Here is a 12,623-nt window from a genome sequence, read left to right as displayed (position 1 = left end):
ATTACCAGAACCCCTCCGCGCAGGCGCGGAGGGGCGGGAGGTTTCTTACAGGCCGAACAGCATGCGGCCCGGGTTTTCCAGCTGGTTCTTGATGTCCACCAGGAACTGCACCGAGTCCTTGCCGTCGATGATGCGGTGGTCGTACGACAGCGCCAGGTACATCATCGGCGCGATCACGACCTGGCCGTTCTGGGCGATCGGACGCTCCTTGATGGCGTGCATGCCCAGGATGGCGCTCTGCGGCGGGTTGATGATCGGGGTCGACAGCAGCGAACCGAAGGTGCCGCCGTTGGTCACGGTGAAGGTACCGCCCTGCAGTTCTTCCAGGCTCAGCTTGCCGTCACGGGCCTTCTTGGCGTAGTCGGCGATGGTCTTCTCGATGTCGGCGAACGACATGCGCTCGACGTTGCGCAGCACCGGCGTGACCAGGCCCTTCTCGGTCGAGACGGCGATCGAGATGTCCGAGTAGCCGTGGTAGATGATGTCGTCGCCGTCGATCGAGGCGTTGACCAGCGGGAAGCGCTGCAGCGCGTTGGCAGCGGCCTTCACGAAGAAGCTCATGAAGCCCAGCTTGATGCCGTGTGCCTTGACGAACTCGTCCTGCAGCTCCTTGCGCGCAGCCGAGACCTTGGACAGGTCGACTTCGTTGAAGGTGGTCAGCATGGCGGTGGAGTTCTTCGACTCCATCAGGCGCTCGGCGATGCGCTTGCGGATGCGGGTCATCGGCACGCGTTCTTCCGGGCGTGCGCCACCGGCCTTGCCGGCGCCGCCGTTGCGGGCGAAGTTGACGATGTCTTCCTTGGTCACCGCGCCGCGACGGCCGGTGCCGTCGACGTCGGCCGGGTTCACGCCTTCGGTGATGGCGGTGAAGCGGGCGCCCGGCGGCAGGGTGTCGGCGGCCGACTTGGCAGCCGGAGCCGGAGCGGCGGCAGCGGCCGGAGCAGCGGCGGCCGGTGCGGCTTCAGCCTTCTTCTCTTCAGCGGCCGGGGCCGGGGCAGCAGCCACGGCGCCTTCTTCGATGATCGCCACGACCTGGCTGGAGGTCACGGTATCGCCTTCCTTGAACTTGATCTCCTTGAGCACGCCGTCGACCGGCGACGGCACTTCCAGGACGACCTTGTCGGTTTCCAGGTCAAGCAGGTTTTCGTCGCGCTTGACGGCGTCGCCCACCTTCTTGTGCCAGGTGGCGATGGTGCCGTCGGCGACGGATTCGGGCAGTACCGGGGCTTTGACTTCGGTGGCCATTGCGGGAGCTTCCTGGTTTGTCTTCTAAATAGGGGGAGGATTATTCAGCGAACGTGTCGTTGAACGGGTTGACCAGTGCGTCGGCGACCAGCTGCTGCTGTTCGCGGACGTGGTCAGCCATGTGACCGGCAGCCGGCGAAGCCGAGCGTGCGCGACCGGCGTAGTGCAGGTTCTGGCCATCGGCCAGGCAGAACTGCAGGTGGTGGCGGATCTGGTACCACGCCCCCTGGTTCTGCGGTTCTTCCTGCGTCCACACCACGTCGGTGGCCTTGCCGTACTTCTTCAGTTCGGCAGCCAGCAGCGCACGCGGGAACGGGTACAGCTGCTCCACGCGGATGATCGCCACGTCGTCCTGGCCACGCTTGGTCTGGTCTTCCAGCAGGTCGTAGTAGACCTTGCCCGAGCACAGCACCACGCGCTTGACCTTCTTGGCGTCCGCATAGGCGTCGCCGATCAGGTGCTGGAACTCGCCGTTGGCCAGCTCGTCCAGGGTCGACACGGCCAGCTTGTGGCGCAGCAGCGACTTCGGCGACATCACCACCAGCGGCTTGCGGGTGGTCAGGTGCTGCTGGCGACGCAGCATGTGGAAGGCCTGCGCCGGGGTCGACGGCACCACCACCAGCATGTTCTCCAGCGCGCACAGCTGCAGGAAGCGCTCCAGGCGCGCCGAGCTGTGTTCCGGGCCTTGCCCTTCATAGCCATGCGGCAGCAGCAGGGTCAGGCCGGAGATGCGGCCCCACTTGGCTTCGCCGGCGGCGATGAACTGGTCGATGACGACCTGGGCACCGTTGGCGAAGTCGCCGAACTGGCCTTCCCAGATGCACAGCGTGTTCGGATCGGTGGTGGAGAAGCCGTACTCATAGGCCATCACCGCTTCTTCGCTCAGCAGCGAATCGATGACGGTGGCCTTCTCCGGCGAATCCACCAGCTGCCGCAGCGGCATGTAGTAGTTGTCGGTCTTCTGGTCGTGCAGGATCGCGTGGCGGTGGGTGAACGTACCGCGGCCCACGTCCTGGCCGACCAGGCGCAGTGCATTGCCTTCGTCGAGCAGGGTGGCGTAGGCCAGGTTCTCGGCAAAGCCCCAGTCGCCCGGGATCTCGCCGGCGGCCATCTTGCGGCGGTCGTCGTAGACCTTGGCCACGCGCGAGTGCAGCTGCACTTCTTCCGGGATGGTGTTGATCAGCTTGGCCAGCTCGACCAGCCTGTTCTTCTCGACCTTGGTCGAGACCGGGTCGGACAGCTTGCCTTCCAGCAGCTTCGGCCAATCGACGAACAGCGGGCTGGTCGGCGGAGTCTTCTCGACCTTGGCCAGCTCGGTGGTCACTTCACCGGCGTCCAGCTTCTCGCGGTAGGCATCAACCATCGCCTTGCCGGCACCGGCGGCAATCACGCCCGCCTTTTCCAGCTGCTCGGCGTACATTTCGCGGGTGGTGGCATGCTTGCGGATCACCTGGTACATCAGCGGCTGGGTGATCGCCGGCTCGTCGGCCTCGTTGTGGCCCCAACGGCGGTAGCACATCAGGTCGATGACCACGTCCTTGGCGAACTTCTGGCGGAACTCGAAGGCCAGCTGCGCGGCGAACACCACCGCTTCCGGATCATCGCCGTTCACGTGCAGCACCGGGGCGGCGATCATCTTCGCCACGTCGGTGGCATAGCGCGTGGAACGCGTATCCAGCGGGTTGGAGGTGGTGAAGCCGACCTGGTTGTTGACCACGATGTGCACGGTGCCGCCGACGGCAAAGCCGCGGGCCTGCGACATCTGGAACAGTTCCATGACCACGCCCTGGCCGGAGAAGGCCGCGTCGCCGTGGATCAGGATGGGCATGACCTGCTTGCGTGCGGTGTCCTTGCGGCGCTCCTGGCGCGAACGCACGGAACCGGCCACGACCGGGTCGGCGATTTCCAGGTGCGACGGGTTGAACGCCAGCGCCAGGTGCACCGGGCCGCCCTCGGTGGCGACGTCGGCGGAGAAGCCCATGTGGTACTTCACGTCACCGGCCGAGGCGTGTTCGTCGTGCTCGAACTTGCCTTCGAACTCGTCGAACAGCTTGCGCGGGTTCTTGCCCAGGGTGTTGACCAGCACGTTCAGGCGGCCGCGGTGGGCCATGCCGATCACCACGTCCTTGACGCCATCCTTGCCGGCGCTGCGGATGATGGTGTCCATCATCGGGATCAGCGAGTCGCCGCCTTCCAGCGAGAAGCGCTTCTGGCCGACGTACTTGGTGTGCAGGTAGCGCTCCAGGCCTTCGGCTGCGGTCAGGCGCTCCAGGGTGCGACGCTGGGTGTCAGCGTCCAGCTGGTAGTTGCCACCGGCCGCTTCCAGCTTCTTGTAGATCCACTGGCGCTGTTCGACCTCGGAGATGTGCATGAACTCCGCACCGATCGAGCCGGTGTAGGTCGCCTTCAGGCGCGCCAGCAGGTCGCGCAGCTTCATGCGCGGCTGGCCGCCGACGCCGCCGGTGCTGAACTCGCTGTTGAGGTCGGCATCGGACAGGCTGTGGAACGGCAGGCCCAGGTCCGGGGTGTTGACCGGTGCGGCCAGGCCCAGCGGATCGAGGCGGGCGTCCAGGTGGCCGCGCGAACGGTAGGCGGTGATCAGACGACCGACATTGCGCTCGCGCTCGTCGCCTGCACCGTTACCGGTACCGGCCTTCAGCGCATCCTTGGCCGCGTCCGCAATGTGGGAGATGACGGCCGAGTGCGGAATGTCACCTGCTTCACGGCCCTTGAAGCCGTCGAAGTAGGTTTTCCATTTGGGATCGACACTATCCGGGGAGACCAGGTACTGCTCGTACAGGTCCTCGACATAGGAGGCGTTGCCGCCGGCGAGTTGCGAAGATTGCGCAAACTGCTTCAGTTGATTGTCCACGATGGAGGGTGTTGATTCGCTTTGTGGGGTATGGCTTCAGAAGGACCCGGCAGGAAGATGAATAGCCCTGCGCGGGCGCGTTCAAACAGCCAAATTGTACCCCCAACCGGACACGAAGGGGCACCACCAGAGGTATCCCGCGTCCCCCGGTGCCGCTTCCAGACAGGTTGAGTCTGTTGTGCGGGCTCAGATGCCGAGCGCGCGCAGTTCGCTGCAATCGCGCGAACGGTCCCAGACGCGCTGCAATTGCTGCTCGAACGGCTGCGAACGTGCCGGCAGCGCGATGCCGGCCTCGCCGTCAAGCCGATGCCCGATCAGACGAAAGTAGAAGTCGCCCGCATCGTTGAGCAGGCAGGCCGAGGCCAGCGCACGGTCGACCGGGTCGCTGACCTCGCGGAACTGGATCACACTGGGCAGGCGCTGGGCCAGCGCCAGCAGTGGTGCCCCGGCAGACGCGATCGCAGCGGCATCGTGCACGATCACCCGCAGCTGCTTGTCGTGGCGGGCGGTGACGAAGCGGCGCAGTGCCGCCTGTACCGGGGGCGCGTCGAGCAGCCCCAGGTCCAGCTGGCGGCTGTGCAGCCACAGCTGGCGACGGGCGCGGTGGATGATGGCCGTAGTGATGGCCACCGCCTCGGCGCGGCTGTCGATGGCGCTCGCGGCGCTCAGCCGGCGGCGCATCTGCTGGTGGCCGATGCCGGCCTCCTCGAACACCTCGCCTTCGGGCAGGAATCCCTGGCGGGCATAGAAGTCGCGGGCGGGCAGCTGGGCGTGCAGGTGCAGTTCGGCCAGGCCGAGGCGGCGCCCGGCCTCGACCAGTGCCTCCAGCAGGGCCTCGCCCACCCCCTGGCTGCGATGGCTGGCCAGCACCGCCATGCGGCCAATGCGACCATCCGGGGCCAGCCGGCCGGTGCCGACCGGCTGGCCGTCGGCATCCAGCGCCAGCACATGGGCGCTGACCGGGTCCAGCGCATCGCGTTCCAGCTCGGCGGCGATGCCCTGTTCCTGCACGAACACGCGTTGGCGCACGTCGTGGATGGCGACGTGGGCGTCGGCGTGGCTGATCTGCTGGACCCGGATCATGGCAAGGCTCAGGCGCGACCGTCGTCGCTGTCGTCTTCGTCGTGATCCTCGAAGTTGACGATGACGTCGATGCCGTCGTCGTGCACGGTCACGGAGTGGACATCGTCGGACACCGCATCGGCGTCGATCGCATCCACGCGGTCACGGCCTTCGACGACTTCGCCGAGCACCACGGCGTCCTCGCCGTCATCCTCGTCTTCGGCGTCATACAGTTCGCTGGGGTCGATCAGCTGGAACACGCCACCGACCAGCAGCTGCTGGACCACCGTGCGGCCCTGGTCGGACAGGCCGCGATAGGCGGTGGCATCGAGCTGTTCGGCGCCGGCCAGACGCTGGGCGTCCTTCACCGGCAGCGCGAAGTCCTGGCCGCTGACGTACAGGCTGGCGCCGCGCTTGGCCCGGCGCCAGGCCAGGCGTGCCCACGGGTGGCGCTGCAGCAGCAGGCCCGAGGCCAGGGCCTGGACCACTTCCTCCGGGGCCGGCGCGGCCTGGTGGGCCATCACTTCGCCCGCTGCACGGTAGGTGGTGATGAAACGGCCGAACCAGTCGCCCAGCTTGTCCGGGTCGTTCATGCGGATGGCGTTGAGCGCGGTGATCACGCGTGCCATCGCCACCGTGTCGATCTCGTTCGGATCGGCCGGCACCTTCAGGTCGGCATCCTGGTAGCGGATGTTCTCGTCGGCATCGGCAATCAGAGTGTCCAGGTAATCGCTGATCAACTCGGCCGAGGACGGCGCGCGCATGCCGAACGAGAAGGTCAGGCACGGATCTTCGGCCACGCCGTGGTGCGGCACGTTCGGCGGCAGGTACAGCATGTCGCCCGGCGCCAGCACCCAGTCGTGGGTCGGCTTGAACACCTTCAGCAGCTTCAGCTCCACGTCCGGGCGGAAGCCCAGCGGCGGCTGCTTGCCCTTGATCGATTCGCTGGCATCGATCTGCCAGCGGCGGTGGCCGTGGGCCTGCAGCAGGAACACGTCGTACTGGTCGACATGGGCGCCGACCGAGCCGCCGGTAGCGGCGAAGCTGATCATCACATCATCCATGCGCCAGCGCGGCAGGAAGCTGAAGTGCTCGATCAGGGTGCGCACATCCGGGTCCCACTTGTCCACGTCCTGCACCAGCAGGGTCCAGTCGTGGTCGGGCAGGGCGGGGAACACGTCTTCCTGGAACGGGCCGGTGCGCACGCGCCAGCCGTCCTGGGTCTTGTCGTGCTCGATCAGGCGCGCAAGCACGCCTTCCTCGCAGGCCAGCCCGGCCAGGTCTTCCGGCTGCACCGGAGTCTGGAAGTTGGGGAAGGCGTTGCGGATCAGCAGCGGGCGCTTCTGCCAGAAGTCGCGCAGGAAGGTGGCCGGCGCCATGCCCAGCGGCTGGCCGGGGCGGGCGGTGACTTCGATCAGGGGGGCGGAGGACTTGCGGGCGGCCATGGGGGAATCCTTGCAGCGGAAAGCGGGAGGGGCGGCGCGGCGGGCCGCCAAGGTCTCCATTGTCCGACGTTCGTGGGGATTGCGCACGTGCGCGGGTTTGTCGCGGGGTGTCCGGCCAACGGCGGAGCCCCTCGTGGCGACCCTGGTAGGGTCGACTGTTAGTCGACCGGCTTCATGGGTTGGGCCGGGCGGGGTGGGTTCGCGGGACACGCCGTAAACCCATCCATGGGGCTCGATGGCGCCATCCATGGCGCCAACGGTCCCGCGAACCCACCCCGCCCGGCCCCTGACAGTTTCCTGAGCGGCCCGCCACGGAATGGAAGAAGAAAATCAAAGGCAACAGCGGGTCGCGCGCTGCGCTTGCTCGTGTAGAGCCGAGCCCACGCTCGGCTTGCCGTTGCCATTGCGAAAGGCAGCCGAGCGTGGGCTCGGCTCTACAGCGTTCCCAAAGACAAAGAGGGACGCGGCGAAGCCGCGTCCCTCTCAAATTCCGTCCCGACAACCCAACGCTCTTCGATCCGTCACTAGGAATCTGTCAGAGGTGGGGCGGGTTGGGTTCGCGGGGGTGTCAGCCGCATGGATGCGGCTGACAAGCCTCCACGGACGGATTCACGGCGTCCCCCGCGAACCCAACCCGCCCCGCCAAGCACGACAGCAATCCAGAGCCGTTTTTGACGTTGCTGTTGCTGTTGCCGTGGCAGTACCAGCCTGCCGCAGGCAGCGCCCGCGGCCGCCGCCGCAGGAAAACCTTAGATCTTCTTCGCCAGCGACTCGGCCAGACCGGTGTAGCTGCCCGGGGTCATCTCCAGCAGGCGCTGCTTCGCATCCGCTGGCAGCTCGAGCCCCTGCACGAACGCACGCATCGACTCGGCCGTGATGCCCTGGCCACGGGTCAGCGCCTTCAGCTGCTCGTACGGATTCGGCAGGCCATGGCGGCGCATCACCGTCTGCACGGCTTCGGCCAGCACTTCCCAGGCCGCGTCCAGATCGGCGTCCAGGCGCTGCGGGTTCACTTCCAGCTTGCCCAGGCCCTTGGCCAGCGAATCCAGTGCCACCTGGCTGTGGCCGAACGCGGTGCCCAGTGCACGCAGCACGGTGGAATCGGTCAGGTCACGCTGCCAGCGGCTGATCGGCAGCTTCGCGCTGAAGTGCTCGAACAGCGCGTTGGCGATGCCGAAGTTGCCTTCCGCATTCTCGAAATCGATCGGGTTGACCTTGTGCGGCATCGTCGACGAGCCGACTTCGCCTTCCTTCAGGCGCTGCTTGAAGTAGCCCAGCGAAACATAGCCCCAGATGTCACGGGCCAGGTCGATCAGGATGATGTTGGCGCGGCGCGCGGCATCGCCGATCTCGGCGATGTTGTCGTGCGGCTCGATCTGCGTGGTGTACGGGTTGAACACCAGGCCCAGGCCGGTCACGAAGCGCTCGGCGAAGGCCGGCCAGTCCACGTCCGGGTAGCTGGCCACGTGCGCGTTGTAGTTGCCTACCGCGCCGTTGATCTTGCCGGTCAGCTCGACGGCAGCGATCTGCCTGCGCTGGCGCTCCAGGCGGGCGACCACGTTGGCCAGTTCCTTGCCCAGGGTGGTCGGCGAGGCGGTCTGGCCGTGGGTGCGCGACAGCATCGGCTGGCCGGCCTGGGCGTGGGCCAGGCTGCGCAGGCTGTTGGCGATGCCGTCCAGGGTCGGCAGCAGCACCTCGCGGCGGGCCTGCTCCAGCATCAGGCCGTAGCTGAGGTTGTTGATGTCTTCGCTGGTGCAGGCGAAATGCACGAATTCCAGCGCCGGTGCCAGCTCGGTGTCGTCCTTCAGCTGTTCCTTGATGAAGTACTCCACCGCCTTGACGTCATGGTTGGTGGTGCGCTCGATTTCCTTCACGCGCGCGGCCTGGGCCGGGCTGAAGCTGGCGGCCAGGGCGCGCAGGCGGGCGACGGCGGCGTCGGAGAACGGGGCCAGCTCGACGATGCCCGGCTCGGCGGCCAGGGCCAGCAGCCACTCCACTTCGACCGTGATGCGGGCCTTGATCAGGCCGTACTCGGAGAAGATCGGGCGCAGGGCATCGACCTTGCCGGCATAGCGGCCATCGAGCGGGGACAGGGCGAGCAGGGCGGAATCGGACATGTCGGCAGGGCTGGGGCGAGCGGCGGGGGCCATATTCTACGACGTGCCGGTCAGGTAGTGCCGGCCGCTGGCCGGCAACCACGCCCGGCCTACGCTTCCATGGATTGCCGGCCAGCGGCCGGCACTACCCTTGCGCGTGCACAACGGCCGTGCAGACGGAACGATCTGGCCCGCCCTCGTCATCCCACGCTGCGGGCAAGGGAGTATCGTTGGCGCAGCCGCCAGCCTCGGAAGCGACACCCTGCCAGCCGCCGCTTCCCTTTCCCCAACTGAAGTAGTGCGGAGTTGATGCAATGAGCAAAGCTGCAAGCAAGGGTTTCAGAATCGAACACGACAGCATGGGCGAGCTGCAGGTGCCTGCGGACGCCCTGTGGGGCGCCCAGACCCAGCGTGCCGTGCAGAATTTCCCAGTGTCGGGCCAGCGCATGCCGCGCGGTTTCATCCGTGCCCTGGGCCTGGTCAAGGGCGCTGCCGCCGGCGTAAACGCAGAGCTGGGCCACCTGCCGAAGACCGTGGCCAAGGCCATCCAGACCGCTGCCGCCGAAGTGGCCGCCGGCAACTGGGATGCGCACTTCCCGATCGATGTCTACCAGACCGGTTCTGGCACGTCGTCGAACATGAATGCCAATGAGGTCATCGCCACGCTGGCCAACCGTGCCGGCAAGGCGGGCAAGACCCCCGTGCACCCCAATGACCACGTCAACCAGGGGCAGAGCTCCAACGACGTGATTCCAACTGCGCTGCGCGTGTCGGCAGTGTTGGCGACGCATGAGCAGCTGCTGCCGGCGCTGGTGCACCTGCGCAGGACCCTGGACAAGAAGGGCCGCAGCCTGCGCAAGGTGGTCAAGACCGGCCGTACCCACCTGATGGACGCGATGCCGCTCACCTTCGAGCAGGAGTTCGGCGCGTGGTCTGCACAGTTGGCCTCGGCCCAGGAGCGCATCGAAGACAGCCTCAAGCGCGTGCGCCGCCTGCCGCTGGGCGGCACCGCCATCGGCACCGGCATCAATGCCGATCCGCGCTTTGGTGCACAGGTGGCCAAGGCGCTGAAGCAGCAGACCGGCTTCAAGTTCGACAGCGCCGAGAACAAGTTCGAAGGCCTGGCCGCGCAGGACGATGCAGTGGAGCTGTCGGGTCAGCTCAATGCACTGGCGGTGGCGCTGATCAAGATCGCCAATGATCTTCGCTGGATGAACGCCGGGCCGCTGGCCGGGCTGGGCGAGATCGAACTGCCGGCGCTGCAGCCGGGCAGCTCGATCATGCCGGGCAAGGTCAATCCGGTGATTCCGGAAGCGACCGTGATGGCCTGTGCGCAGGTGATCGGCCACCACACCGCGATCACCGTGGCCGGCCAGACCGGTAATTTCCAGCTCAACGTCACATTGCCGCTGATCGCCGTGAACCTGCTCGATGGCATCGGCCTGCTCGCCAACGTGTCCACCCTGCTGGCGGACAGCGCGATCGCCGGGTTGAAGGTGCGTGAGGACCGCGTGGCCGAGGCACTGGCGCGTAATCCGATCCTGGTCACCGCACTGAACCCGATCATCGGCTATGAGAAGGCTGCGGCGATTGCCAAGCGTGCCTACAAGGAACAGCGCCCGGTGCTGGACGTGGCACTGGAGGACAGCGGGTTGGCCGAAGCCGAGCTGCGGCGCCTGCTGGACCCGGCCGCGCTGACCGCTGGTGGCATCCACGCCGGCGGCGGTGGTGGCGGTTGATCTGCCGGTTGTAGAGTCGAGCCACGCTCGACTGTTGTTCCGGAGTCGAGCATGGGCTCGGCTCTAGGGAAACGAAGAACGCCGCCCTTGGGCGGCGTTTTTCTTCAGCGACGGTCGGCCACGATGTTGCCGAAGGTGTCGGTGTAATCCTTGAACTCCGGGATGCGCTGGATCAGATCCGCCGGAATCACTTCCATGCCCTCCGGCGGCTGGATCTTCACCGGCTGCATGTTGGGATCGGCCGGCGCGGCCACCAGGGTGTTCTGGCGAAGCACCTGCAGCTTGCCGAACATGGTCTGCAGCATCTGCTTCTGTGCGTCGTCCAGCGGAATCTGGATCTCGTCCATCTTCATCGTGCCGTCGGCGAGGATGATGATGTTCGGTGCCGGCGGGCGACGCACGGTGACCATGCCTTCGCTGACGGAAATCTTGGGCTTGCCGCGCTCGGCGCGGTGGTTGCGGTACTCCTGGTCACAGCCGACCAGGCCGAGGCAGAGCAGGGCGGTCAGCAGCAGAAACAGCTTCTTCATGACATTCGGTTCGGGCACGTCCGGGGGCCCCATTGTAAGCCCGCCAACGCAGTGCGACCGGCAACGGAAGGCCGCTGCCGGTCCGGTGCGTCGATTTGTCTCACTTGGAGAACGTGACCGAGTTGTTCTTGCCGCAGTCGTCCACGTCGCTCTGGTCCATCGTTGCGTACGGCTTGAAGGCCGGCAGCTCGCGCGCCAGTGCCTGCTGGCTGGCCAGCATCGCCGGCAGGCGTTCACAGATGCGCTTGGCCTGGGCCTCGATCTTCGCGGCTTCGGCGTTGATGCGCTTCTCGACACCTTCGCTGTCGCCGCTGAAGATGCCCTTCAGTGCTTCACCGGCCGCGTTGGCTCCCAGCTTGGCGCCGGCCAGGCCGACGTCCATGCCATCCATCGCGATGGCGACCACGTGGCCACGGTACTCCTGCAGGTGGCGGCGCTGGGTGTCGTTGACGGTGACCTCCTTTCCCGCGATCAGCAGGCGGCCATCCGGGCTGATTTCCGCGCGTGGCTGCTTGTCGGCCGAGATCTTGATGTTGCCCTGGGCGATGTCCTTGCGGGCATCGTCCATGGCTTCCTTGACGGTCTGGCCGACGCCACTGGTGGCTTCGGAGACGCTCTTGCCGACGGTCTTGTCGGACGAGGACGAGGTGCCGCCGCAGGCGATAAGCGGCAGGGACAGCAGCACAGCGGGCAACAGGCGCAGCAGGTTCATTGTGGTCCCCTGGAGGTGTCTGGAAGTGGATTACTTGCTGCGCGGCAGGGTGACCTTGCCGCTGACATTGCGATGATCGACGTCACCGCTGCCGCTGTGGTCGACGGTCAGGCTGCCGCCAACGCCGTCGACCTGGATGTCGCCCGAGCCGTGGCTGCGGACGTGCACATTGCCGCCGATGTCGGCCAGGTCGATGCCGCCGGAGCCGACCACGCCCACCTCGACGCTGCCCTTCACCCGCTTGAACTCGATATCACCCGAACCCACGGTATCCAGCCGCGCGTTGCCACGCACATCGGTGATCTTCAGGTCACCGGAGCCGACGGTACCGGTGCTGGCGTCGCCGCTGATGTTGCGTACGGTGACATCGCCGGAACCCAGCGACAGCAGGTTCAGGGAGCTGCCGCCATCGATGTTGAGGTCGCCGGAACCCACTGCAGCGTGGATGCTGCCGCGGGTACCGCGGGCCACGGCGTCACCGGAGCCGACGTCCACGCTGAGCGACTGTGCGTTTTCCACGCTGGCATCGCCCGAGCCGACCTTGAACTGCAGCGGCAGGTTGTCCGGCACGCTGCCGCGGATATCCAGCCAGGCATAGCTGTTGCCCAGGCTGATGCCGCTTTGGCGGCCGTCGCGGCGCAGGCTCACCACCAGCTTGTCGCCCTCCTTGCGCTGGTCCAGTACCAGCTGGTCCAGCCATTCCTGGCTGGAGGCACAGGCGCGCCCTTCCAGCTGACCGCCGCCGGCGCTGGCGACCACCTTCAGGTCATGCTGATTGACCTCGAACACCACCGTTCTGGCACCGGCCACGTCCAGCTTCAGCGTGCGGGCGGCAGTGAACTTGCAGTTCGGAGCATCGGCGGCCAGCGCCGACAACGGCAACAGCAACAACGCGGAACAGGCGAGCAGGGAACGCATGGGT

The 12,623-nt window shown here is 66.6% G+C and carries 9 protein-coding genes; 1 reads left to right on the top strand and 8 read right to left on the bottom strand.

The genetic code is table 11. The features are described from left to right. Nucleotides 1-45 precede the first annotated feature (45 nt). The 5 genes from sucB to purB all read right to left on the bottom strand — a co-directional run bounded on the left by sucB (nt 46) and on the right by purB (nt 8,741). Nucleotides 46-1,245, bottom strand: a complete 1,200-nt coding sequence (sucB, locus tag FQS62_RS14765; protein ID WP_049449173.1) for a dihydrolipoyllysine-residue succinyltransferase — start codon at nt 1,243-1,245, stop codon at nt 46-48. Nucleotides 1,246-1,285: 40 nt separating this feature from the next. Next, on the bottom strand, nt 1,286-4,117 hold the full coding sequence (locus FQS62_RS14760) for a 2-oxoglutarate dehydrogenase E1 component (RefSeq protein WP_208043624.1): 2,832 nt from the start codon (nt 4,115-4,117) through the stop codon (nt 1,286-1,288). A 186-nt stretch (nt 4,118-4,303) separates the two neighbouring features. Continuing rightward, the gene (locus FQS62_RS14755; protein ID WP_208043625.1) at nt 4,304-5,200 is read right to left on the bottom strand and encodes a GNAT family N-acetyltransferase; all 897 of its coding nucleotides are present in this window, start codon (nt 5,198-5,200) and stop codon (nt 4,304-4,306) included. 8 nt (nt 5,201-5,208) lie between these two features. Continuing rightward, the gene (locus FQS62_RS14750) at nt 5,209-6,624 is read right to left on the bottom strand and encodes a ribosomal protein uL16 3-hydroxylase (RefSeq protein ID WP_208043626.1); all 1,416 of its coding nucleotides are present in this window, start codon (nt 6,622-6,624) and stop codon (nt 5,209-5,211) included. A 749-nt stretch (nt 6,625-7,373) separates the two neighbouring features. Continuing rightward, entirely contained in the window at nt 7,374-8,741 is a 1,368-nt protein-coding gene (gene purB, locus FQS62_RS14745) for an adenylosuccinate lyase (protein ID WP_010480398.1), read from the bottom strand. Nucleotides 8,742-9,034: 293 nt separating this feature from the next. On the opposite strand from purB, the gene FQS62_RS14740 reads away from it, so the two are divergent. Continuing rightward, the gene (locus FQS62_RS14740) at nt 9,035-10,459 is read left to right on the top strand and encodes a class II fumarate hydratase (RefSeq protein ID WP_049445687.1); all 1,425 of its coding nucleotides are present in this window, start codon (nt 9,035-9,037) and stop codon (nt 10,457-10,459) included. A gap of 104 nt (nt 10,460-10,563) precedes the next feature. Here the strand turns inward: FQS62_RS14740 and FQS62_RS14735 are convergent, their stop codons facing one another. From FQS62_RS14735 to FQS62_RS14725, 3 genes are all read right to left on the bottom strand, one after another. Further along, nucleotides 10,564-10,989 (bottom strand): hypothetical protein, encoded by a 426-nt coding sequence (locus FQS62_RS14735; RefSeq protein WP_049445685.1) that lies wholly within the window; start codon nt 10,987-10,989, stop codon nt 10,564-10,566. Between the two features lie 100 nt (nt 10,990-11,089). Further along, complete coding sequence (locus tag FQS62_RS14730) at nt 11,090-11,701, bottom strand: DUF2884 family protein (RefSeq protein ID WP_049445682.1); 612 nt, start codon at nt 11,699-11,701, stop codon at nt 11,090-11,092. 30 nt (nt 11,702-11,731) lie between these two features. After that, on the bottom strand, nt 11,732-12,619 hold the full coding sequence (locus tag FQS62_RS14725) for a DUF4097 family beta strand repeat-containing protein (RefSeq protein ID WP_107379861.1): 888 nt from the start codon (nt 12,617-12,619) through the stop codon (nt 11,732-11,734). Between the last annotated feature and the right edge of the window lie 4 nt (nt 12,620-12,623).

It is taken from the genome of Stenotrophomonas sp. SBJS02 (genome assembly GCF_020428325.2).
In the GTDB taxonomy this organism is placed as follows: Bacteria; Pseudomonadota; Gammaproteobacteria; order Xanthomonadales; family Xanthomonadaceae; genus Stenotrophomonas; species Stenotrophomonas africana.
The sequence above is the reverse complement of the archived record's forward strand: the minus strand, read 5'-3'. Positions and strand labels throughout refer to the sequence as shown.